The organism is Achromobacter sp. Marseille-Q4962 (genome assembly GCF_943737005.1).
GTDB lineage: Bacteria > Pseudomonadota > Gammaproteobacteria > Burkholderiales > Burkholderiaceae_B > Achromobacter.
This window is the reverse complement of the sequence record NZ_CALSFU010000017.1, coordinates 80129-101580: the sequence shown is the minus strand read 5'-3', so window position 1 is coordinate 101580 and position 21452 is coordinate 80129. Positions and strand designations below refer to the sequence as shown.

Annotated in this window: 20 protein-coding genes; 15 read left to right on the top strand and 5 right to left on the bottom strand. The window is 70.0% G+C overall.

The annotated features are described in order from the left end of the window. Window positions 1-208: 208 nt before the first annotated feature. The 3 genes from NGJ44_RS16325 to NGJ44_RS16315 are packed head-to-tail and all read left to right on the top strand — an operon-like array spanning window position 209 to window position 3237. Window positions 209-1375: a CaiB/BaiF CoA transferase family protein gene (locus tag NGJ44_RS16325; protein WP_251864598.1), complete on the top strand. Its 1167-nt coding sequence runs from the start codon at window positions 209-211 to the stop codon at window positions 1373-1375. Window positions 1376-1425: 50 nt separating this feature from the next. Then, window positions 1426-2430: a Bug family tripartite tricarboxylate transporter substrate binding protein gene (locus tag NGJ44_RS16320; protein ID WP_251864597.1), complete on the top strand. Its 1005-nt coding sequence runs from the start codon at window positions 1426-1428 to the stop codon at window positions 2428-2430. A gap of 18 nt (window positions 2431-2448) precedes the next feature. Then, window positions 2449-3237 carry an enoyl-CoA hydratase gene (locus tag NGJ44_RS16315; protein WP_053245753.1) on the top strand — a complete coding sequence of 263 codons (789 nt, stop codon included), beginning with the start codon at window positions 2449-2451 and terminating at the stop codon, window positions 3235-3237. A 3-nt stretch (window positions 3238-3240) separates the two neighbouring features. On the opposite strand, the gene NGJ44_RS16310 is transcribed toward NGJ44_RS16315, so the two are convergent. Next, entirely contained in the window at window positions 3241-4152 is a 912-nt protein-coding gene (locus tag NGJ44_RS16310) for a LysR family transcriptional regulator (protein WP_053245754.1), read from the bottom strand. A gap of 524 nt (window positions 4153-4676) precedes the next feature. On the opposite strand from NGJ44_RS16310, the gene NGJ44_RS16305 reads away from it, so the two are divergent. The 4 genes from NGJ44_RS16305 (at window position 4677) to NGJ44_RS16290 (ending at window position 8469) form a co-directional block, all read left to right on the top strand. Continuing rightward, a complete protein-coding gene (locus NGJ44_RS16305; RefSeq protein ID WP_053245755.1) occupies window positions 4677-5678 on the top strand; it encodes an ABC transporter substrate-binding protein in 1002 nt (333 codons plus the stop codon). A 204-nt stretch (window positions 5679-5882) separates the two neighbouring features. After that, window positions 5883-6740, top strand: coding sequence for an ABC transporter permease (locus NGJ44_RS16300; RefSeq protein ID WP_053245756.1), 858 nt, complete (start codon window positions 5883-5885; stop codon window positions 6738-6740). Then, window positions 6737-8005 (top strand): quaternary amine ABC transporter ATP-binding protein, encoded by a 1269-nt coding sequence (locus NGJ44_RS16295; protein WP_251864596.1) that lies wholly within the window; start codon window positions 6737-6739, stop codon window positions 8003-8005. Before NGJ44_RS16300 ends, NGJ44_RS16295 begins: the two co-directional genes overlap by 4 nt. 89 nt (window positions 8006-8094) lie before the next feature. Further along, window positions 8095-8469, top strand: coding sequence for a tautomerase family protein (locus tag NGJ44_RS16290; RefSeq protein ID WP_082308436.1), 375 nt, complete (start codon window positions 8095-8097; stop codon window positions 8467-8469). A 16-nt stretch (window positions 8470-8485) separates the two neighbouring features. On the opposite strand, the gene NGJ44_RS16285 is transcribed toward NGJ44_RS16290, so the two are convergent. The 3 genes from NGJ44_RS16285 to NGJ44_RS16275 are packed head-to-tail and all read right to left on the bottom strand — an operon-like array spanning window position 8486 to window position 11238. After that, the gene (locus NGJ44_RS16285; protein WP_251864595.1) at window positions 8486-9451 is read right to left on the bottom strand and encodes a Bug family tripartite tricarboxylate transporter substrate binding protein; all 966 of its coding nucleotides are present in this window, start codon (window positions 9449-9451) and stop codon (window positions 8486-8488) included. A gap of 60 nt (window positions 9452-9511) precedes the next feature. Further along, window positions 9512-9979 (bottom strand): MaoC family dehydratase, encoded by a 468-nt coding sequence (locus NGJ44_RS16280; protein WP_053245758.1) that lies wholly within the window; start codon window positions 9977-9979, stop codon window positions 9512-9514. After that, complete coding sequence (locus NGJ44_RS16275) at window positions 9976-11238, bottom strand: CaiB/BaiF CoA transferase family protein (protein ID WP_053245759.1); 1263 nt, start codon at window positions 11236-11238, stop codon at window positions 9976-9978. The genes NGJ44_RS16280 and NGJ44_RS16275 overlap by 4 nt, the downstream gene beginning before the upstream one ends. A 71-nt stretch (window positions 11239-11309) precedes the next feature. On the opposite strand from NGJ44_RS16275, the gene NGJ44_RS16270 reads away from it, so the two are divergent. Both NGJ44_RS16270 and NGJ44_RS16265 read left to right on the top strand, forming a co-directional pair. Next, on the top strand, window positions 11310-12209 hold the full coding sequence (locus NGJ44_RS16270) for a LysR family transcriptional regulator (protein ID WP_251864594.1): 900 nt from the start codon (window positions 11310-11312) through the stop codon (window positions 12207-12209). 116 nt (window positions 12210-12325) lie between these two features. Further along, on the top strand, window positions 12326-13507 hold the full coding sequence (locus NGJ44_RS16265; protein WP_251864593.1) for an acetyl-CoA C-acyltransferase family protein: 1182 nt from the start codon (window positions 12326-12328) through the stop codon (window positions 13505-13507). Window positions 13508-13562: 55 nt separating this feature from the next. Here NGJ44_RS16265 and NGJ44_RS16260 read toward each other — a convergent pair whose 3' ends face one another. Continuing rightward, window positions 13563-14297 (bottom strand): IclR family transcriptional regulator, encoded by a 735-nt coding sequence (locus tag NGJ44_RS16260; protein ID WP_251864592.1) that lies wholly within the window; start codon window positions 14295-14297, stop codon window positions 13563-13565. Between the two features lie 134 nt (window positions 14298-14431). Here NGJ44_RS16260 and NGJ44_RS16255 point away from each other — a divergent pair, with 134 nt between their 5' ends. From NGJ44_RS16255 to NGJ44_RS16230, 6 genes are read left to right on the top strand one after another with little or no spacing between them, the layout of a single operon-like run. Further along, complete coding sequence (locus NGJ44_RS16255; protein ID WP_251864591.1) at window positions 14432-15235, top strand: enoyl-CoA hydratase; 804 nt, start codon at window positions 14432-14434, stop codon at window positions 15233-15235. Continuing rightward, on the top strand, window positions 15235-17325 hold the full coding sequence (locus tag NGJ44_RS16250; protein ID WP_251864611.1) for an acetate--CoA ligase family protein: 2091 nt from the start codon (window positions 15235-15237) through the stop codon (window positions 17323-17325). The genes NGJ44_RS16255 and NGJ44_RS16250 overlap by 1 nt, the downstream gene beginning before the upstream one ends. A 39-nt stretch (window positions 17326-17364) precedes the next feature. After that, on the top strand, window positions 17365-18333 hold the full coding sequence (locus tag NGJ44_RS16245; RefSeq protein ID WP_251864590.1) for a tripartite tricarboxylate transporter substrate binding protein: 969 nt from the start codon (window positions 17365-17367) through the stop codon (window positions 18331-18333). Between the two features lie 2 nt (window positions 18334-18335). Continuing rightward, window positions 18336-19556: an acyl-CoA dehydrogenase family protein gene (locus tag NGJ44_RS16240; RefSeq protein ID WP_251864589.1), complete on the top strand. Its 1221-nt coding sequence runs from the start codon at window positions 18336-18338 to the stop codon at window positions 19554-19556. Between the two features lie 7 nt (window positions 19557-19563). Beyond that, entirely contained in the window at window positions 19564-20595 is a 1032-nt protein-coding gene (locus NGJ44_RS16235) for an acyl-CoA dehydrogenase family protein (RefSeq protein WP_251864588.1), read from the top strand. Window positions 20596-20654: 59 nt separating this feature from the next. Then, complete coding sequence (locus NGJ44_RS16230; protein WP_251864587.1) at window positions 20655-21425, top strand: class I SAM-dependent methyltransferase; 771 nt, start codon at window positions 20655-20657, stop codon at window positions 21423-21425. The last annotated feature ends 27 nt before the right edge of the window (window positions 21426-21452 follow it).

The window sequence follows — 21452 nt, the reverse complement described above, 5'->3', positions numbered from 1 at the left end:
GGATTGCGCGCGGGGCGCGAAGACAGGGCGCGGCGGGAAGGCAGCTTTCGGACCGCGCCAGGGCTGGCACTTTATCACGGCCCGCCTGACAGGCAAATGTCGGACGGCGCGCGTTCGATCCGCTTCAACATTGCGTTCGAAACATTCGACTTCTGCCCGGCAGGCCGGCCGGACATAATTTCCCGGCTGTCCAAAGAAGGAGTAAGTCATGCTTCATCACGCATTGCGGGGCGTGAAGGTCGTGGATCTGTCGCGCATCCTGGCCGGGCCCTGGTGCACGCAGAACCTGGCCGACATGGGAGCGCGGGTCGTCAAGATCGAGCATCCGGAACGCGGCGACGACACGCGCGGCTGGGGGCCGCCGGATCTGGCGGCCGCGGACGGCGGCGCCTCGATGTCGGCCTATTTCATGGCCTGCAACCGCGGCAAGCAGTCCCTGGCCATCGACTTCTCGACCGAAGCGGGCGCCGAGCGCGTGCGCGCGCTGGCCGGCCAGGCCGACATCTTCGTGGAGAACTACAAGGCGGGCGGCCTGCGCAGACACGGCCTGGATTACGAGACGCTGCGCGCGCGCAATCCGCGGCTGATCTACCTGTCCATTACCGGATACGGGCAGACCGGCCCCCTGGCGCAGAAGCCGGGCTACGACTATGTGTTCCAGGGCATGGGCGGGCTCATGAGCTACACCGGGCTGCCCGACGGCCAGCCGGGCGCCGGCCCGCTGCGCACCGGCGTGGCCGTGGTGGACCTGATGACCGGCATGTACGCCACCTCGGCGGTGCTGGCGGCCCTGCGCCAGCGCGAACACACCGGCGAGGGCATGGCGCTGGACATCTGCCTGCTGGACGTGGCGGTGGCGCTCAACGCCAACCAGGGTGCGAATTACCTGGTGTCGGGGCAGGCGCCGCGCCGCACCGGCAATGCCCATCCGAACTGCGCCCCTTACGAGGTCTTCGCCTGCGCCGACGGACACCTCATTCTCGCCATCGGCAACGACGCGCAGTTCGCGCGCTTTGCCGCCATCGCCGGGCACGAGGAATGGGCCAGCGACCCGCGCTACGCCTCCAACAGCGCGCGCCTGGGCGCCATGGACACGCTGCGTCCTGCGATCGCCGAGGCGCTGGCGGGCCGCCCGCGCGCGCATTGGACGCAGGCTTTCGACGCCGCGGGGGTGCCCTGGGGGCCGATACACACGCTGGACGAGGTTTTTTCGCACCCGCAGGTGCGGCACCGCGGCCTGGTGCAGACGGCCGCGCACCCGGTGCTGGGCGAGTTGCGGCTGGTGCGCAACCCTTTGCTGGCCGGCTCGCCGCCGCAGTGCCTGGCGGCCGCGCCGCCGCTCCTGGACGAGCACCGGCCGGATCCGTTCGCGTAACCTGCCCGCGCGGCGGCGCGGCAAGACCAGACATACACAAGGAGAGAGACATGCTACGCAAGTACCGACAATATCCGCGCCGTCCGCGCGCCTGGGCCGGTCTGGCGCTGGCGGCCGCGCTGGCGGGCGCCGCCCCCGGCGCGCAGGCGGACGGCTATCCCGACAAGCCGATCCGGCTTGTCGTGCCCTATGCCGTGGGCGGCACCACCGACATCATCGCGCGGGTGGTGGGCAACGCCATGGGGCAGGCGCTGGGCCAGTCCGTCGTGGTGGAGAACCGGCCCGGCGCGGGCGGCGGCATAGGCTCCGCCTACGCCGCCAGGCAGCCCGCCGACGGCTATACGCTGGTCATGGCCGTGGAGAGTTCGCACGCGGTCAATCCCAACGTGTACACCAGTACCCAGTACGACCCCCTCAAGGATTTCGCGCCCATCAGCAACCTGGCCGACGTGCCCAACGTACTGGTGGTGAACCCCGCGCTGCCCGCGGCCGATTTTCCGGCCTTCCTGGCCCTGCTGAAATCCGCGCCCGGCAAATACGCCTACGGCTCGTCGGGCAACGGCGGCCTGAGCAACATGAACGGCGAACTGTTCATGAACGCCACCGGCACGCGTATGCTGCACGTGCCGTACAGGGGCCTGGGGCCGGCGCTCAACGACCTGGTGGCCGGGCAGGTGCAGGCCGTGTTCGACAACATTCCTTCCTCGTATCCGCTGATCCAGGCGGGCCGCATCCGCCCGCTGGCGGTGGCTGCCCGCCAGCGGCTCGCCGTGCTGCCCGACGTACCCACCTATGACGAGCTGGGCCTGCCCGTGATGAACCAGCCGTCGTGGTTCGGGCTGGCCGCGCCCGCGGGCACGCCCGCGCCGGTGCTGGACAGGCTGAACGCGGCGGTGCGCAAGGCGCTGGCCGATCCGCAGACCGCCGCCGCCATCGAGAAGCAGGGCGCGATTCCCAGTCCGATGAGCCGCGAGGAATTCGCCGGCCTGATGTCGCGTTCGTACGCGCATTGGGGCAAAGTGGTGAGCGACATCGGTTTTCAGAAACTGCAATAACCATCCGGGAGAGACCCCATGCAGAACTTCGATTCCCTGCCTCATGCCCGCGCCGCGCTGGACGGCGACGGCATCGCCACGCTGACCATCGCCCAGGCGGGGGCGCTGAACATCCTGGGCACGCCGGTCATACAGGATCTGCGCCGCGCCCTGGCCGCCCTGCGCGAAGCGCCGGCGGTGCGCGCGCTGGTGGTGCGCGGCGAGAGCGACCGCGCGTTCGTGGCCGGCGCCGACATCGCCGAAATGGCGGCGCTGGACGAGGAAAGCGCGCGCGCTTTCATTTCCGGCCTGCGCGGCCTGTGCGACGACGTGCGCCTGTTTCCGGCGCCGGTTATCGCCCGCATTCCGGGGTGGTGCCTGGGCGGGGGGCTGGAATTCGCGCTGGCCTGCGACCTGCGCGTCTGCTCGGAGAACGCGCAGTTCGGTATGCCCGAAGTGAAGGTGGGCATTCCGTCGGTCATCCATGCGGCGCTCATGCCCCGGCTGATCGGCGCGGCCAACAGCGCCTGGATGCTGCTGACGGGCGAGCTCATCGACGCGCGGCGCGCGCGCGAGTGGGGGCTGGTGCATGAGGTGGCGCGCCCCGAGGCGCTGGACGGGGCGGTGCAGGGCCTGGCGTCGCGCCTGGCCGCCTGCGGCCCGGCCGCGATGCGCCAGCAGAAAACCCTGCTGCGGCGCTGGGAGAGCCTGCCCGTGGACGAGGCCATCGACGACAGCGTGGCCGAGTTCGGCAAGGCATTCAATACCGGCGAGCCGCAGAAGTTCATGCAGGAGTTCCTGGCGCGCAAGCGCGCCGCCCGGTCTTGACGCTCAGCCCCCGCGGGTGGCCGCCACCAGCGGGTCGTCGAGCAGGTATTCGGCCACCTGGGTCACGAACGGCGACAGCGGCGAGGCGGCGCGCGTCACCAGGGTGAGCTCGCGGCGCGCCCAGGGCTCGCAGAGCGCGGCGGCGGCGATGCGCCCCTCGCGCAGCGCCGCCGCGGCCACGCTGCGCGGCACCAGCGCGATGCCCACGCCGGCTTCCACCAGCGACAGCACGGCCTCGAAGCTGTGGGCGTGGATGCGCACATTGAGCGTCCTGCCGCCGAGCTTGGCCATATCGCGCAGGAAGACGGTATTGCTGCTGCCCCGGTCCATGCACACGAAGTCCATGTCCAGCACGGCGGGAAAGCGCAGCGGCCCGTTGGCCGCCAGCGGATGGCCCGCCGGCGCGGCGATGACGAGCTCGTCGCAGGCATAGGGCGCGGCATGGACGCCGTCCGATTCCGCGCGTCCGGCGAAAATGCCGATATCGGCCTCCTGGTTGGCGATGGCGGCTTCGATGGCGTTGCTGGACCGCTCTTCCACCAGCAGGTTCACATTGGGATTGGCCGACAGAAAGCGCCCCAGGCTGGGCACGATGAATCCGTTGAGCGAGCTGCTGTTGGCCAGCAGCTTGACCGTGCCCTTCAGGCCGCTGGCGTAGCGGCTGACTTCGCCGTGCATGCGCTCCACGCCTTCGAGCAGGGCCCGCGCGTGCCTGAGCACGAATTCGCCCGCGGGCGTGAGCTGCATGCCGCGGGCCTCGCGCGTGAAGAGCGGCACGCCCATGGCGAATTCCAGGTTCTTCAGGCGGTAGCTGGCCGCCGACGAGGTGAGGTGAACGGCGTTGGCGCCCTGGGTCAGATTCCGCGCTTCCGCGATGGCAAGAAAGAGTCTGAGATCGGTAAGCTCGTAACGCATGTCGGGTCGGTGGCGGTGGACGGGCGGCGGAGGCGCCCGCCTGCCGATTAGACCTGCCCCGCCGCTCGCGCCGCAACCCGTCGCTCCCGGGACGGGGGCAGGGCGGAATCCGTTCCTGTTCCGTATTCGGGAGAAAAAATTATTAACTAAATATTTCTTCCAAAAATCGCAGTAATCCCTTGGGGAAAACCGATGATTCTCCGTGGGCGCTGCGGGTAATCCCGCAGGGATTCTGGCCGAAAATGTATCGGTTTTTGTCGGCGCAGGCTTGGGTTCGCGCCCAATTTCGTTTAAGATGCTTGCTTCTTCGTTCAGTTTGTTCACTATCTGTGGGTTCTCGATTCATGCGCCAGCCGCATCCGAGCCCCCCTGTCTTGCAAGGCGCCGCAACCCGCGGGCCGTCTTGTTGCTAGTGTCGGTTTGTATTGGCGGTTCTGCCCGTCTTCCGCACAACCCCCTTAGCTCCACGGCACCACCTGCCACCTGGCCGGTGCGTGTCCCTGAACCTATGGAGGCAAAAGCCAATGCGTTTCACCCCTGTCAAGACCCTGGCCGCCGCGGCCGTCTTGTTCGCTTTCGCCGGCGCCGCCCAGGCCGCCGATGCGCCGCAGTGCGAACTCAAGCGTCCCGTCCATTTCGGCGGCATGAACTGGGAATCGAATCTGGTTCTCGTTGAAATCGAACGATTCATCATGGAAAAGGGCTACGGCTGCAAGACCGAAACCCTGCCCACCGAAACCCTGCCCGCGCTGGCCGCCCTCGAGCGCGGCGACCTGGACATCAACACCGAGGTCTGGCTGAACAGCGTGGCCGATCCCTGGGCCCGCGCCGAGCAGACGGGCAAGGTCAAGCGCATCGGCGACCTGTACATGGGCGGCGAAGCCTGGTTCATTCCCCGCTACACCGCCGAGCGTCTGCCGGAGCTGAAATCGGCCGCCGACCTGCCCAAGTTCAAAGACAAGTTCAAGGATCCGGAAGAGCCCGGCAAGGGCCGGTTCTACGGCTGCCCCGCGGGCTGGGGCTGCGAGGTCACCAGCACCAACCTGTTCCATGCGCTCAAGCTGGACGACAGCTACACCCTGTATTCGCCCGGCACGGGCGCGGCGCAGAAGGCGGCCCTGATGTCGGCCTACAAGCGCAAGCAGAACGTGGTGTTCTACTATTGGTATCCCACGCCGCTGGTCGGCTCGCTGGACCTGGTCAAGCTGGAACTGCCGCCCTATGACGCGGAAAAGCACAAGTGCCTGACTTCGCCCAAGTGCGCCAAGCCCGAGCCCAGCGCCTATCCCGACAACCCCGTGTTCACGGCCGTGAGCACCAAGTTCACCCAGGAAGCCCCCAAGCTGACCGAGTTCCTGTCCAAGGTCTCGGTGCCGCTGCCCGTCATCAACGAAACCCTGGCCCACATGGAAGAGTCCGGCGACGAATCGCCCGCCGTGGCCAAGTGGTTCCTCAAGAACAAGGCCGACGTCTGGACCAAGTGGGTCCCCGCCGACGTCGCCGGCCGCGTGCAAAGCGCACTGTAATGCGGTGATGCCGCCGCGCCCTGGAAGCCGGGGCGCGCACCGGCCCGCCGCGGGCCGGGCCTTTCCACCGCCAAGGCGCCCGGGATGGGGCCGGCCGCGAGGCGCCGCCTGCGCCGCCCCGCCCCTGCGCGGCAAGACCGTTCACCGCCGCGCCGGACCGTCCGGCGCCGCGCAACGGCGACGCGCCACAATGGAGTCGTTTCTATGTTCCCTGAAATCATTCCCGCCCGCCAGGTGCGGGGGGCCATCGACGGTTTCGTCGATCACCTGGTCACCAACTACGCCGATACGCTCGAACGGATGTCGCAGCCGGTGCTGCACGCGCTGGTCTGGCTGGAGCAACTGCTGCGCGAATCGCCCTGGTGGGCGGTCGTCGCGGCCACCGTGGCGCTGGCCTGGTTCATGAGCCGCCGCATCGGCCTGAGCCTGGCCATGGGGCTGCTGCTCTGCGTCATCGGCGTGCTGGGCCTGTGGGACGCCGGCATGCAGACGCTGGCGCTAATGATCATGGCCGCCGGGCTTTCGGTGGTGATCGGCATTCCGCTGGGCGTGCTGATGGCGCGCGTGAACTGGCTGCGCTCGGCCATGCTGCCCGTGCTGGACGTCATGCAGACCATGCCCAGCTTCGTGTACCTGATTCCCGTGGTGATGCTGTTCGGCCTGGGCAAGATTCCGGCCATCATCGCCACCGTCATCTATGCCGTGCCGCCGCTGATCCGCCTCACGGACCTGGGCATCCGCCTGGTCGACCGCGAAGTGCTGGAGGCCGCGCGCGCCTTCGGCGCCAATCCGCGCCAGCAGCTCTTCGGCGTGCAGCTGCCGCTGGCCCTGCCCAACATCATGGCCGGCATCAACCAGACCACGATGATGGCGCTGTCCATGGTGGTGATCGCCTCCATGATCGGCGCGCGCGGCCTGGGCTACGAGGTGCTGCTCGGCATCAACCGCCTGGAGGTGGGCCGCGGGCTGCTCGCGGGCCTGGGCATCGTGGTGCTGGCCGTGCTGTTCGACCGGATCACGCAATCGTATGGACAGCGCATGCGCAAGGGAGGCCAGCGATGAGCAAGATCGAAGTCAAGAACATCTACAAGATTTTCGGGCCGCATCCGGCCAAGTGGCTGCAGGCCGCGCAGAACGGCATGACCAAGGAAGCGCTGCTGGCCGAGAGCGGCCATACGCTGGGCCTGCGCGACATCAGCCTGTCGATCGAGGAAGGCAGCATCTACGTCATCATGGGCCTGTCGGGCTCGGGCAAGTCCACCCTGATCCGCCATTTCAACCGGCTGATCGAGCCCAGCGCGGGCCATATCCTGGTCGACGGCGTGGACGTGGTGAGCCTGAACAAGCGCGACCTGGAGACTTTCCGCCAGAAAAAGATGAGCATGGTGTTCCAGCGCTTCGGGCTGTTCCCGCATCGCACGGTGCTGGAGAACGCCGCCTACGGCCTGGCCGTGCAGGGCGTGCCCCGTGCCGAGCGCGAAAAGCGCGCGCGCGACTGGCTGGAGCAGGTGGGCCTGTCCGGCTTCGAGAACCAGTACCCGCATCAGCTGTCGGGCGGCATGCAGCAGCGCGTCGGCCTGGCCCGGGCGCTGGCCACCGACGCCGAAATCCTGCTCATGGACGAGGCATTCTCGGCGCTGGACCCGTTGATCCGCCGCGAGATGCAGGACCAGCTTCTGCAGCTGCAGTCCCGCCTCAACAAGACCATCGTCTTCATCACGCACGACCTGGACGAGGCGCTGCGCCTGGGCAACCGCATCGCGATCCTGAAGGACGGCGAGCTGGTGCAGGAGGGCACGCCGGAAGATATTCTGCTGAATCCGGCCAACGAGTACGTGCAGTCGTTCCTGCAGGACGTGAACCGAACCAAGGTGCTCAACGCCACGCACGCGGTAAACCCGCCGCGGCTCACGCTGACCATGCGTTCGCGTCCGTCGCATGCGGTGGAGCGCATGCGCGCGCTCAATTATGAGTACGCGCCGGTGCTGGACGGCAAGCGGCTGGCGGGCATTCTCATGGCCGAGGCGGCCGGGCGCGCCAGTGCCGAGGGCGCGCGCGACATTTCGCGCTATGTGGAAGACCTGGCTTCGGTGCCGGCCACCGCTGGCCTGGGCGAAGTGCTGGCCCAACTGGTGCACAGCGACCAGCCGGTCGCCGTGACGGGCGAAAACGACGAGTTCATCGGCATGCTCTCGCGCAAGAAGGTGGTGGAGCTGGTGACGCCGGCGCTTGCCGACGCGCCCGCCGACGGCGCGGCGCGGCCCGAGTCCGAGGACAAAGCCGAGGACGGCTCCGAGGCCCGGGACGAGGAGGGCAAGGCGGCCTGACCGCCCTGCGCCCCGATCGCGCTGCCGCTATGATGGCAGGCCGGCCGTGTCGCCGGCCTGCCATTTTTCATTGCCTACCGGAACCCGCCATGCCCATCCTGAACGTCCAGATCATGCAAGGCCATACGGCCGAACAGAAGACCCGCCTGCTGCAATCCGTGTCCGACGCCGTGGTCCAGAGCATCGCTGCGCCGCTGGCCAGCGTGCGCGCCGTGCTGCATGAAGTGCCGCCGGCGCACGTCATCGTGGCCGGCGAAATCGGCAAATCCATGGCGCAGGTGGACGTGGCGCTGATCGCCGGGCGCGACGACGACAAGAAAGAAGCCCTGATCGGCGCGCTCAACCGCGCCGTGTGCGACAGCATCGGCATTTCGGGCGCGGACGTGCGGGTGATCGTCCGCGACGTGCCGAAGATCGACATGGGCGTGGCCAACGGCGTGAGCGCCAAGGCGGCGGGGCGCTGAGCCGCCCCGCGCCGGCTCAGTTGAGCTGGACGTTGGCCGCTTTCACCACTTCGCCCCAGCGCTTGATTTCGCTCTTGATGTAATCGCCGTACTCCTGCGGGGTCGAGCCCAGCGGCTGGGCGCCCTGGGCCTTGAGCTGCTTGAGCATTTCGGGCGAGGCCAGGGCCCGGCGGATTTCGGCGTTGAGCTTGGAGATCACCGGCGCCGGCGTGCCCGCCGGCACCACCACGCCCTGCCAGGCGCCCATCTCGAAGCCGGGCGCCACGGTTTCGGCCACGGTGGGCACGTCCGGCAGCTGCGGGCTGCGCTGGCTGCTGGTGATGGCCAGCGCGCGCAGCTTGCCTTCGCGCACGAAGCCGAGCGAATCGTTGAGCGTGTTGGTCATGAACTGGACCTGCCCGCCGACCAGGTCCGTCATGGCGGGCGCGCTGCCGCGATAGGGCACGTGGGTGGCTTCGATGCCCAGCGAATGCAGCAGCAGGAAGGCGCCCAGGTGCGTGACGTTGCCCGCGCCGGCCGATCCGTACGACAGTTTGCCCGGCTTGCCGCGGGCGTAGTCCACGAAGCCGCGGACGTCCTGGGCGGGCACCGAGGGATGCGCCAGCAGCACCAGCGGGATCACCGCGGTGGACGAGACAGGCGCGAAATCCTTGACCGGGTCGAAGGCGAGCTGGCGGTAGAGATTGGGGCTGAGCGCGATGGACGAGGTGTTGTAGAGCACCGTGTAGCCGTCCGGTTTGGCCGAGGCCGCGAACTGCATGCCGATGTTGCCGTTGGCCCCGCCCTTGTTTTCCACCACGACCGTCTGGCCGAGCTGCCCGGTGAGTTGTTTGGCCAGCACGCGCGCCACCAGGTCGGTGGGGCCGCCGGGCGGAAAGGGCACCACCATGGTCACCGGCCGTTCTGGCCACGCGGCCTGCGCGCCGGGCGCCGTGGCCAGCGCCGCGACGGCCAGCAGGGCCGCCCAAGTCTTCTTGCTCATGTCGTCTCCTGTTTTGTTATGGTCCGCGGCGGCACGGGCGGCGCGCCCGGCCGCGCGCGGCTAGGGCCGGCCGGCCAGCATCCGCGTGGCTGTGTAGGCCATGACGGGCTTGCCGTGCTGGTTTCGCACCTCGATCGCCGACGTGACGACCGCGCGGTTGTGCCTGGATGTGGGGCGGATGTCCGTGACCTCGATTTCCGCCCAGATGGTGTCGCCGGCCACCACGGGCGCCAGCATTTTCTTGTGCACTTCCAGCAGCGCCAGGCCCGTGCCCTGCACCATGCCCTGCATGATGAGCCCTTCGATCAGGCCATAGGTGAGCGCGCCCGGCGCGGGGCGGCCCTGGATGGCGCCATGCTCGTAGGTAGCGTCGATGAAGATGGTTTCCAGCATGCCGGTGACGCTGATGAAGTTGACGATATCGGTTTCCGTGACGGTGCGGCGGAAGGTGTGGAAGCGCTGGCCGACGGCCAGGTCTTGCCAGTAGTAGCCCTGGCCGAGCAGGGCGGGCTGTTGCGTCGGAGTCATGCGGAGGTTTCAGTTCTGGTTGGGGAAGAAGGCGCGGCGGCGGGGGCGCTTTCCATGGCCGAGCCGTCGGACAGCAGCGCGTCGATGCGCGCGGCGTCCAGGCCGGCTTCGGACAGGATGTCGCGGGTGTGCTCGCCCAGGCGCGGCGGCATGGCAGGGGCGACCCGCGTGCGCTCCAGGCGGACCGGGTTGCGGGTGAAGCGGTAGCGCGCGCCGGCGGCGCTGGAGAGCGGCTGGAAGAAATCCACGCTCTGCAGGTGCGGATCGCGCTCCAGGTCTTCGAGGCGGTTGATCTTCGCGGCGGGGATCTCCAGCCTCTCGCACAGCGCCAGCCAGTGCGCCGTGTCGCGGCGTTCGACGATGGCGCCCATGTGTTCGTACAGCGCCTCGATGTGGCGGGTGCGCGCGTCGATGTCGGCGAAGCGCGGATCGGCCGCCAGGTCGGGCCGCCCGGATTCCGTGAAGAAGGCGCGCCAGTGCGCGTCGGTGTAGGGCATGAGGCAGACGTGGCCGTCGGCGGTGCGGCAGGGCCGGCGCCACGGCGTGAGCACGCGCGGATAGCCGGGCGCGCCGTCCCCGCGGTCGGCCAGGTGGCGGCCGTAGTAGTGCTCCACCAGGGCGAACGAGGCCATGGTTTCGAACATGGGCACTTCCAGCCGCTGCCCCCGCCCGGTGCGTTCGCGCTGCAGCAGCGCGGCCAGGATGGCGTGCGCGGCCACCAGGCCGCAGGTCTTGTCGGCGGCCACCGTGGGCAGGTAGCGCGGCGCGCCTGCCTGGCGGTCGACCAGGTCGGCCAGGCCCGACAGGCCCTGGATGATGTCGTCGTAGGCCGGGCGGCCGTCGTAAGCGCCGCCTTCGCCGAAACCGTAGAGCCCCGCATACACCAGCCTGGGGTTGCGCGCGCACAGTGTGTCCGGGTCCAGGCCCAGCGCCGCCATCTTGGCGGGCCGCATGCTGTGCATGACGACGTCGGCGCCGTCCGCCAGCGCCAGCAGCGCCTCGCGGGCCGCTGCGCGCTTGAGGTCCAGCACCACGCTGCGCTTGTTGCGGTTCAGGCCGAGGAAGATCGCGGCCAGCCCCGGCTCCTGCGCGGGGCCGGTGCGGCGAGTGGAGTCGCCGGCCGGCGATTCCACCTTGATCACGTCGGCGCCGTAGTCCGCCAGGATCTGCGAGGCATAGGGGCCGAACACCACGGAAGTGAGGTCGAGAACGCGAAAGCCGCCCAGGGCGGCGGCGGAAGGGGAGGCGGGGGCTGTCATGGCGGAAATCCTATCGGCGTCGCGCATAGCCGTCTAATATGGCTTTGGTATTGCGTGATATGGAAATCGTTATGGCTATCGACCTCCGGCAGTTGCGGCAATTCGTCACCATCGCGGAACTGGGCAGCTTCCGGCGCGCCGCCGACGCCCTGCACATCGCCCAGCCGGCGCTGTCGGTTTCCATCCAGAAACTGGAGCACGCCGTGGGCACGCCGCTGCTGGCGCGCGGCGCCAAGGGGGTGTCGCTCACGCCCGCCGGGCAGGCGCTCATGCACGACGCGCGCCGCGCGCTGTTCCATGCCGGCCAGGCGCGCCAGGCCGCGCGGCGGGTGGCGCTGGGAGAATGGGGCACGCTGCGGCTGGGGTTCGTGGGGTCGGCCACCTACATGCTGCTGCCGCGCTGCCTGCCGGCGTTCCGCGAGCGCTATCCCGACGTGGAGCTGGACCTGCGCGAGGACAGCACGGTGGGCCTGGTTTCCATGCTGCGCGCCAACGATATCGACGCGGGGCTGGTGCGCGGCCCGCTGGTCGAAGACCCGGCGCTGGAGTCATGGGTGGTCGAGCGCGACGACCTGATCCTGGCGGTGCCGGCGGGCCACGCCCTGGCCGGGCTGGCCTGCGCGCCGCTGGCGCAGGCGCGGCACGAAAGCTTCGTCATGTATTCGCCGTCCAAGGTGCCGGGGCTGCACGGCGTGGCGTTGTCGCTGTGCCGCAAGGCCGGCTTCACCCCGCGCATCAGCCAGCAGGGCATACAGGTGCAGACGCTGGTCAGTCTGGTGGCCAGCGGGCTGGGCCTCGCGCTGGTGCCCGGCGTGACGCGCGCCTATTCCACGCCGCACGTGTCTTTCGTGCCCCTGTGCGACCCCGATGCCCGCCAGGCGCTGTCGCTCTCGCTGGTGACGCACCGCGACACCTCGTGCGCCCCGGTGCTGCGGCTGCGCGACAGCATGCTGGACGCGCCGGCCCGATAGTCGGAGGCGCGGATGCGATAGCGTCCGTGTATAGGCCGCCGGGCGGACACCCCGGCGAAACGCTATCGGGGCGGCGCAGGTATGATGGGTTCATTCGACAACAAGGAGGCAACACCATGAACGAAGTCATCATCGCGTCCGCCGTGCGCACCGCCATCGGCGATTTCGGCGGCGCCCTCAAAGATGTGCCGCCGTGCGACCTGGGCGCCGCCGTCATCAAGGCCGCGCTGGAGCGGGCCGGGGTCAAGGGAGGGGAGGTCGGCCACGTCGCGGTGGGGCACGTGATCAATACCGAGCCGCGCGACATGTATCTTTCCCGCGTGGCCGCCATGAACGCCGGCATTGCCAAGGAAACGCCGGCTTTCAACGTGAACCGCCTGTGCGGCTCGGGCCTGCAGGCCATCGTGTCGGCGGCCCAGACCATCATGCTGGGCGACGCCGAGATCGCCGTGGGCGCGGGCGCCGAAAGCATGAGCCGCGCGCCCTACATCGCGCCGGCGCAGCGCTGGGGCGCGCGCATGGGCGACAGCGTCATGCTGGACATGATGACGGGCGCGCTGTCCGACCCCTTCGGCCGCATGCACATGGGCGTGACGGCCGAGAACGTGGCCGAGCGCTTCGGCATCAGCCGCGCCGACCAGGACGCGCTGGCCGCCGAATCGCACCGCCGCGCCGCGGCCGCCATCGACGAGGGCCGCTTCCGCGACCAGATCGTTCCGGTCACGCTCAAGACCCGCAAGGGCGAGACGGTGTTCGACACGGACGAGCACGTGCGCCGCGACGTCACCGCCGAAGGCCTGGCGGCGCTGAAGCCGGTGTTCAAGAAGGAAAACGGCACCGTCACGGCGGGCAACGCGTCGGGCCTGAACGACGGCGCGGCCGCGCTGGTGCTGATGAACGCTTCCGTGGCCGCCAGGCGCGGCGTCAAGCCGCTGGCGCGCCTGGTGGCCTATGCGCACGCGGGCGTGGACCCGGACATCATGGGCATCGGCCCCGTGCCCGCCACCCAGGCCGTGCTCAAGCGCGCCGGCCTCAAGGTGGACCAGCTCGACGTGATCGAGGCCAACGAGGCCTTTGCCGCCCAGGCCTGCGCCGTGTCGCGCGAACTGGGCCTGGATCCGGCCAAGGTCAACCCCAACGGCAGCGGCATCGGCCTGGGCCATCCCATCGGCGCCACCGGCGCCATCATTGCCACCAAGGCTTTGCACGAGCTGCAGCGCGTGGGCGGCCGCTATGCGCTGGTCACCATGTGCATCGGCGGCGGGCAGGGCATCGCCGCCATCTTCGAGCGCATCTGAGTTCGCGCGCGCCCGAGCCGCCACGGCCCCCGCCACGCGCCGGGGGCCGGCCCCGTCACCGGCCCAGGTAATCCGCCGCCCACGCCATGCATTCGGCACGCAGCAGCGCGCCCATTTCCTTGCGGCGGGCGGCGTCCAGGCGGCTGCTGATCGCGCCGAAGCTGAAGGCCACCGAGGTCAGTTCCGACACGGGAAAGGCCACGCCCACGCCCGACACGCCCGGGGTGATGGTGTCCACGATTTCCGAATAGCCGGCCGCGCGCGTCTTGCGCGCGGTTTTCAAGAGCGCCGCCAGGCCGAGGCCAGCCTGCGCGTAGGCCGCCGCGTGGCGGCCGTGCAGGGCGGCGATTTCTTCGTCCGGCAGGCCGGCCAGCAGCGCCAGCCCGCCCGCGCCCACGCCCAGCAGGCGGCGCTCGCCCTGGTCGATGGTGAATACCTTGACCGGAAACGATCCCGCCTCGCGCAGCAGGCAAAGGGCGTAATCCCCCTGGCGGATGACGAGGAATACCGTGTCGCCGGATAGCCGCGCAAGCTTCTGCGCGAACGGCCGCAGCGCATCCAGCAGCGGCGTGCGGCGCAGCGCGGCGAACCCCAGCTGCATGGAATCCACGCCCAGCCGGTAGCGGCGCGAGCCCCGGTCGCGTTCGGCGAACTGTTCTTCCAGCAGGCAACTGAGCAGCCGGTGGGCGGTGGACCGCTCCAGCCCCGTGGCGTTCATGACGCCTTGCAGATCGATGCCTTCTTCCTGGTGCTGCGCCAGCACGCGCAGCAGGCCCAGGGCCCTGCGCATGCTTTGCGTTCCGCCCGTGCTGCCTGGAGTGTTCATAATGTGGGAGTAATTGATTAATTATTTTGTAGTTTAGGATTTCCGGTGCGTTAATTCAATGAAACGCCCCTTGAGGGCCATTGGAGAACGAGGAGACCATGGACTACGCCACTCTTGCCGTGGAGCGGTTCGACGCCGTTTGCCGCATCAGCCTGGCGCGCGAAAGCGCGCGCAACGCCCAGAGCCAGCAGATGCTGGACGAACTGGACCATGCCCTGGACGCCGCCGCCGGCGACGCCTCGGTGCGCGTGGTGGTGATCGCCGGGCGCGGCGCGCATTTCTCGGCCGGCCACGATCTGAAGGAAGCCCAGGCCAGGCGCGCCGATTTCACGGTGGAACAGCGCTGGGAATACGAGTCGCGGCGGTACTACGGGTACTGTCTGCGCATCTGGGATTTCCCCAAGCCGACCATTGCCCAGGTGCAGGGCGCCTGCGTGGCCGGCGGCTTCATGATCGCGAACATGTGCGACCTGATCGTGTGCGCAGACGATGCGTATTTTTCCGATCCCGTGGGGCACACGCTGGCTGCCGCCGCCACCGAAGTGCTGATCCATCCCTGGGTGATGGGCCTGCGCAAGGCCAAGGAAATGCTCTACACGGGCGAGAAGGTGGACGCGCAGGAAGCGTTGCGCATCGGCATGGTGAACCGCGTGGTGCCCGTGGCCGGGCTGGAGCCGGCCACGCTGGCCCTGGCGCAGCGCATCGCGCAGGCGCCGCCTTTCGGCCTGCGCCTGATCAAGCGCTCGCTGAACCGCACGGCCGACGCGCAGGGGTTCCGCACCGCGCTGGCCGCGCATTTCGATACGCACCAGCTTTCGCACCTGAGCGAGGAGTTCCAGGCGGTGCGCGAGCGCGGGCTGGCGCAGGCGATTCAGCGCAACAAGAAAGGAGAGACGGCGTGATGCGCGATCTCCGGCCTCTGCTCGATCCGCGCTCCATCGCCATGATAGGCGCGAGCGCCGACCCCGGCCGCATCGGCGGCATGCCGCTGGACCTGCTTTCGCGCTTCGGTTACGAAGGCAGGGTCTACCCGGTCAACCCCAAGTACGACGACGTGTTCGGCTGGCGGTGCTGGCCCGACATCGAGTCCGTGCCCGGACCCGTGGACCTGGCGGTGCTGGCCATCGGGGCGCAGGACGTGACCGCCATGCTGCGCCGCTGCCATGCGCGCGGCGTGCGGGCCGCCATCGTCTACGCCGCCGGATTCGCCGAGGCGGGCGGCGAGGGCGCGCGCCTGCAGGCCGAGCTGGAAGCCTACGCGCGGCAGAGCGGCATGCTGGTGGCGGGCCCCAATTGCATGGGCTTCGCCAATCTGAATTCCCGCGCGCACACGGCCTTCGCGTCGGTCTTCAAGACCGCGCCGGCCCAGGCCGAGCGCGGCAGCGTCAGCCTGCTCACCCAGAGCGGCAACGTGTGCGCCGCCGTCTATGCCATCGCGCGGCGCCTGGGCCTGCCGTTCTCGCATTTCATCAACACCGGCAACGAAGCCTGCCTGGAGTTCTCCGAGTATCTGGAATACCTGGCGCACGACGACGACACGCAGATCGTGCTGGGCTATATCGAGCAGCTGCGCGACGGCGAACGTTTCGCGCGCGCCTGCCGCGAACTGGACCGGCGCGGCAAGCTGCTGATCGCGCTCAAGGCCGGCAGCACCGACAAGGGCGCGCAGGCCGTGCGTTCTCACACCTCGGCGCTGGCCGGCGACCGGCGCGTGTATGGCGCGGCCTTCCGCCAGCTCAACGTGATCGAGGCGCACGACTTTGCCCAGATGGCGCACCTGGCCGGGCTGGCCGCGCTGCGGCACCGCCAGGCCGGCAAGCGCGTGGCCGTGCTGACCATGTCGGGCGCGCTGGGCGCCATCCTGGCCGATAAATTCATCGGCGGCGGGCTGGAGCTGCCCGACCTGCCGGCCGGATTGCAGGAGGTGCTGCGCGCCGGCATTCCCGACTACGGGATGGTGGGCAATCCGGTGGACGTGACCGGCAACGTGGTCAACGACCCGGAGTTCGTGCGCACGGTGCTCCAGGCCCTGGCCACCTCGGACGCCATCGACACGGTGGTGGTCTATGCGCCCGGCTACATGCTGGACCGCATGGCGGACGCGCTGGCCGGCGCGTCGCGCGCGCATCCGCGCCTGTTCGTGGCCATCGACACCGGACAGGCGCAATGCCGCGCCGCGCTGCGCGAGGCCGGCGTGGCGGTCTTCGACGACCTGGGGCAGGCTGTGTCGGCGCTGGCGCCCTATCTGCTGTGGTGCGAGGCGCGCCGCGGCCGCGGCGGGGACGCCGCGCCGAACGCCGCGCCCGCCGCCTTTGCCCCGCCGCCCGCGCTGCCCTGCGACGAGGCCGGGGCGCGCGCCTGGCTGGCGCGCTGCGGCATGCCCGAAGACGGCGCCCGCGCCGCGCGCGACGCCGACGAGGCGGCCGCGCACGCCAACGCCATGGGCTACCCGGTGGCGCTGAAGATCCTGAGCGCGGACATCGCCCACAAGACCGAGGCGGGCGGCGTGGCCCTGGGGCTGGCCGACGAGCAGGCCGTGCGCGCCGCGTTCGACGCGGTGATGGATTCTGCGCGGCGCGCGCATCCCGGGGCGCGCCTGGACGGCGCGCTGGTGCAGAAGATGGAGCGGGGCGTGGCCGAGCTCATCGTGGGCGCCACGCGCGATCCGGTGTTCGGCCCCGTGCTCACCGTGGGCCTGGGCGGGGTGCTGACCGAAATCTACCGCGACACCAGCCACCGGCTGCTGCCGGTGGACGAGGCCATGGCGCGCGACATGCTGCGCTCGCTCAAGGCCTATGCGCTGCTGGACGGCTACCGCGGCAAGCCCCGCGCCGACGTGGACGCGGCCTGCCGGGCCATTGCCGCCATCGGCAACGCCATGCTGGCCGCGCCGCGCGAGGTGGCGGAAATCGAAGTGAATCCCTTGCTCATTAAAGAGGCCGGACAAGGCGTGGCCATGCTGGACGCGCTGATCCTGCCCGCAACCCCGTAGCGTTGCGCGCGCTGCGTCATCCAAGGAGGAGACACCATCATGATGAAGAGACTTCTGGCTGGCCTTGCGCTGGCATGCCTGGGGGCGGGCGCGCCCGCCCACGCCCAGGACGGCTATCCCAGCCGCCCCGTGCGGATCGTGGTGCCGTTCTCGCCCGGCGGCGCCACGGACATCATGAGCCGGCTGCTGGCGGAAAAACTCACCGCCCGGCTCGGCCAGCCCGTCATTGTGGAGAACAAGCCCGGCGGCGGCACCATGATCGCGTCGGACTACGTGGCCCGCGCCGAGCCCGACGGCTACACCCTGCTCATGGCGGCCTCGTCGCTGGGCATCGCGCCCAGCATCTACGCCAAGGTGAACTACGACCCCATCAAGGATTTCGCGCCCGTCAGCCAGGTGGCCTCGGTGGTGCACATCCTGGAGGTGCACCCCTCGGTGCCGGCCAGGACGGTGGGCGAGCTCATCGCCTATCTGAAGGCCAACCCCGGCAAGGTGAGCTACGGCTCGGTGGGCACCGGCAGCTCCACACACCTGGAGGCCGAGCTCTTCAACAGCATGGCGGGCGTGCAAATGGCGCATATTCCGTACAAGGGCAGCGCGCCCGCGCTCAACGATCTGGTGGCGGGCCGCCTGCAGGTCATGTTCGACGCCTGGGCCTCGTCCGGCCCGTTCGTCAAGGAAGGCAAGCTGCGGGCGCTGGCGGTCACCACTTCCCGGCCGTCCGGGTCCGTGCCGGACCTGCCCACGGTTTCGGCCTCCGGCCTGCCGGGCTATTCGGCCATGCCCTGGCTGGGGCTGGTGGCGCCGGCGCGCACGCCCAGGCCGGTGATCGACAAGCTGTACGGCGCCGTCGCCGGGATCCTGGCGCAGCCCGACGTGAAAGAGAAGTTCGTGGGGCTGGGGCTGGACATCATCGGCAGCGATCCCCAGACCTTCGCGGCCTTCATCGACCAGGACGTGTCCACCTGGGCCAAGGTGGCGCGCGAATCGCACATCCGTCTGGAGTAAGCATGAGCGCAGCGCAGATTTCCGGGGACGGCGACGCGGCCCTGGCGGCGGCCGCCATTCCGGACGACGAGGGCTTCCGCCTGGCGTTGCGCCGATGGCTGGGCCAGGCCCATGCGCGCTTCGTCCGCGAATGGCCCGGCGGCGCGGACCCGCGCAGCCTGGACTTCCGGCAGGCATGGGAAGACACGCTGTGCGCGCACGGCTGGTCGGGGCTGGGCTGGCCCCGGGAGCACGGCGGCAAGGCGCTGTCCCTGGCGCGGCAGGCTATTTTCCACCAGGAGCATGCGCGCTGCCGCGCGCCGCTGGGCGTGAACCTGATCGGCCACGGCATCCTCGCGCCCACGCTGCTGCATTTCGGCAGCGAGGCGCAGAAGCGGCGCTTCCTGCCGGGCATCCTGTCCAACCGCGAGATCTGGTGCCAGGGCTATTCGGAGCCCGGGGCGGGATCGGACCTGGCCTCGGTGCGCACGCGCGCCGAGGCGGCGCCCGGCGGCTACCGGCTCAACGGGCACAAGATCTGGACCTCCTTCGCCGACCGCGCGCACTGGTGTTTCGTGCTGGCGCGCACCGACCCTTGTGCGGCCGCGCACAAGGGCCTGAGCTTTCTGCTGGTGGACCTTTCGAGCCCCGGCGTGCGGGTCGAACCCATCCGCCAGCTGACCGGCGAGGCGGAATTCTGCGAGGTGTTTTTCGAAGACGTGCACGTGCCGGCCGACTGCCTGCTGGGGGCGCGGGACCAGGGCTGGAAGATCGCCATGGCCGCGGCCGGTTTCGAGCGCGGCACCTATTTCATTCCGCGCCTGGCCCGCTTTGCCGACGAGCTGGAGCAGGTGCGCGCCCTGGCCGGGCGCGCCGACCCCTGGGGGCGCGCGCCGGCCGATTCGCCGCCGCTGCGCCACCGCTGGGCCAGGCTGGCCGCCGACAGCCATGTGCTGGGGCTGAAGTCCGAGCGGGCGCTGGCCGCCGCTTCGCGCGGCGACCCGCCGGGGCCCGAGGGCTCGTCCACCAAGATCCACTGGAGCGAGGCGCACCAGCGTCTGCTTGAGCTGTCGCTGGAGATCCTGGGCCAGGAGGCCGCCCTGCCCGCCGCGTCTCAGGACGAGGAGACGGCGGGACTGCTGCACGCCTACCTGTGGTCGCGCGCGGAGACCATTCTGGCGGGCACGTCCGAGATCCAGCGCAACATCATCGCCGAGCGCGTGCTCGGCCTGCCCAAGGGATGAGCCCCGCATGAACCTGCATCTGAGTGAAGACGAACGCCTGCTGCGCGACGCCGCCACGCGCTTCCTGGCGCGGCGGCATCCGCCGGCCCGGGCGCGCGAGGCCTGCCGGCGCGGCGACGCCGAGCGCATGGCGCTGTGGCGCGAAACGGCCGAACAAGGCTGGCCGGCGCTGCTCGCGCCGGAAGCGCTGGGCGGGCTGGGGCTGGGCATGCGCGCGGCCTGGGTCGTCATGGAGGCGGCCGGCCGGCACCTGTACAGCCTGCCGCTGGCGGCCAACATGGCCGTGCTGCCCACGCTGTGCGCCGATGGCGCGGGAGAGGCGGCGCACTGGTTGGGCGACGTGGTCGCGGGCCGCGCCTGCTACGCATGGGCCGTGGCGCGGCCCGACGGCGCGCTGTACGTCGAGGGCGCGGGCCTGCCCGCGCTGGCGTTGCGCGAGCTGGGCGGCGGCCGCCTGCGGCTGGAGCGCTATGCCCCGTGCGCGGGCGGCGGGGGACTGGACCCCACGCTGCCGGTCGCGCGCCAGGCGGGCGCCGAGCCGGAAGCCTGCATCGAGATCGGGGCCGGCGGCGCGGCCTGCGAACGCCTGCGCGCCCGTCTGTGGCTGCTGCGCAGCGCCGAGCTGGTGGGCGCGGCCTCGGCCGCGCTGGACATGGCCGCCGCCCATGCGCGCGAGCGCCTGCAGTTCGGGCGCCCCATCGGGGCCAACCAGGCCGTCAAGCACCGGCTGGCCGAAGACTGGATGGCCCTGGACGACGCGCGCCTGGCCGGGCTGGCGGCAGCGGCCTCCCACGACGAAGGATTGCCCCGCGCCGGCCGCGACGCCCTGTTCGCGCCGCTGCTGGCCGTGGAGGCCGCGCGCCGGGCCGCGCAGCGGGCCATCCAGGTCCACGGCGCGCTGGGCATCACCTGGGAATGCGACGCGCACCTGTATCTCAAGCGGGTGCTGCGGGTGGCGGCGGCGCAGGAAGCCGACATGCCCACGGCGGAGCTGCTGGAGCGCATCTGGGAAACCGCCGCGCCGGCGCGGGCGGCATAGCGCGGCAGGGCGCAGCCGGCCGGATCGTCCCGGCCGCGCATCCGGCCTACAATCGCGCCATGCCGAAATCCGCCGCTCCCACCGAACTCGACCAGCCTACGCTGTCCGAAACCGACGGCATCCGCTATCTGCACTTCAATACCGAATGGGTGCAGGGCGCGATGCGCATCAAGAACCCCGCCGAACTGGTGCTGGAATACACGGCCCAGATGATGGCCTGGCTGCTGTTCCTGGAGCCGCCCAAAGACGAGGCTATCGGCCTGCTCGGCCTGGGGGCCGGCTCGCTGGCGCGGTTCTGCGTCAAGCACACGCGCAGCCCGCTGGTGGCGGTGGAATGGAACCCGCGCGTGACCGCGGCCTGCCATATGTTCTTCCGCCTGCCGGGCGCGAACCGGCTCACGGTGGAGCACGCCGATGCCGCCGTGTGGGCGGCCGATCCGCTCAACGCCGGGCGCTGTCCGGTGCTCATGGTGGACCTGTATGACGCCGCGGCCGAAGGGCCGGTGCGCGACAGCGTGAAGTTCTACCGCGACTGCCGGCGCGTGCTGGGCGAGGTGGGCGTGCTGGCCGTCAATCTTTTCGGGCGCCACGAAAGTTTCGGCCGCAATATCGACAACCTTTCCAAGGCTTTCGACGACCGCATCGTGCTGCTGCCGGAAATCGACGCCGGCAACCAGATCGCGTTGGCCTTCTCGGGGCCGCGCATCGACATCTCGCCGGCCGAGCTGCTGGGCCGCGCCGCCGTGGTGGAGGCCAGGTACGGCCTGCCGGCGCGGCGCTGGGCGCGCGCCCTGAGCGGGCACGCGGTGGACGGCCGGCTGCATTTCTAGCGCCGGGCTTCGGGTTTATCCTGCCCC

Coding starts and splice junctions, on each gene's coding strand:
- NGJ44_RS16325 (WP_251864598.1), top strand. CDS start 209: ATGCTTCATCACGCATTGCGGGGCGTGAAGGTCGTGGATCTGTCGCGC.
- NGJ44_RS16320 (WP_251864597.1), top strand. CDS start 1,426: ATGCTACGCAAGTACCGACAATATCCGCGCCGTCCGCGCGCCTGGGCC.
- NGJ44_RS16315 (WP_053245753.1), top strand. CDS start 2,449: ATGCAGAACTTCGATTCCCTGCCTCATGCCCGCGCCGCGCTGGACGGC.
- NGJ44_RS16310 (WP_053245754.1), bottom strand. CDS start 4,152: ATGCGTTACGAGCTTACCGATCTCAGACTCTTTCTTGCCATCGCGGAA.
- NGJ44_RS16305 (WP_053245755.1), top strand. CDS start 4,677: ATGCGTTTCACCCCTGTCAAGACCCTGGCCGCCGCGGCCGTCTTGTTC.
- NGJ44_RS16300 (WP_053245756.1), top strand. CDS start 5,883: ATGTTCCCTGAAATCATTCCCGCCCGCCAGGTGCGGGGGGCCATCGAC.
- NGJ44_RS16295 (WP_251864596.1), top strand. CDS start 6,737: ATGAGCAAGATCGAAGTCAAGAACATCTACAAGATTTTCGGGCCGCAT.
- NGJ44_RS16290 (WP_082308436.1), top strand. CDS start 8,095: ATGCCCATCCTGAACGTCCAGATCATGCAAGGCCATACGGCCGAACAG.
- NGJ44_RS16285 (WP_251864595.1), bottom strand. CDS start 9,451: ATGAGCAAGAAGACTTGGGCGGCCCTGCTGGCCGTCGCGGCGCTGGCC.
- NGJ44_RS16280 (WP_053245758.1), bottom strand. CDS start 9,979: ATGACTCCGACGCAACAGCCCGCCCTGCTCGGCCAGGGCTACTACTGG.
- NGJ44_RS16275 (WP_053245759.1), bottom strand. CDS start 11,238: ATGACAGCCCCCGCCTCCCCTTCCGCCGCCGCCCTGGGCGGCTTTCGC.
- NGJ44_RS16270 (WP_251864594.1), top strand. CDS start 11,310: ATGGCTATCGACCTCCGGCAGTTGCGGCAATTCGTCACCATCGCGGAA.
- NGJ44_RS16265 (WP_251864593.1), top strand. CDS start 12,326: ATGAACGAAGTCATCATCGCGTCCGCCGTGCGCACCGCCATCGGCGAT.
- NGJ44_RS16260 (WP_251864592.1), bottom strand. CDS start 14,297: ATGCGCAGGGCCCTGGGCCTGCTGCGCGTGCTGGCGCAGCACCAGGAA.
- NGJ44_RS16255 (WP_251864591.1), top strand. CDS start 14,432: ATGGACTACGCCACTCTTGCCGTGGAGCGGTTCGACGCCGTTTGCCGC.
- NGJ44_RS16250 (WP_251864611.1), top strand. CDS start 15,235: ATGCGCGATCTCCGGCCTCTGCTCGATCCGCGCTCCATCGCCATGATA.
- NGJ44_RS16245 (WP_251864590.1), top strand. CDS start 17,365: ATGATGAAGAGACTTCTGGCTGGCCTTGCGCTGGCATGCCTGGGGGCG.
- NGJ44_RS16240 (WP_251864589.1), top strand. CDS start 18,336: ATGAGCGCAGCGCAGATTTCCGGGGACGGCGACGCGGCCCTGGCGGCG.
- NGJ44_RS16235 (WP_251864588.1), top strand. CDS start 19,564: ATGAACCTGCATCTGAGTGAAGACGAACGCCTGCTGCGCGACGCCGCC.
- NGJ44_RS16230 (WP_251864587.1), top strand. CDS start 20,655: ATGCCGAAATCCGCCGCTCCCACCGAACTCGACCAGCCTACGCTGTCC.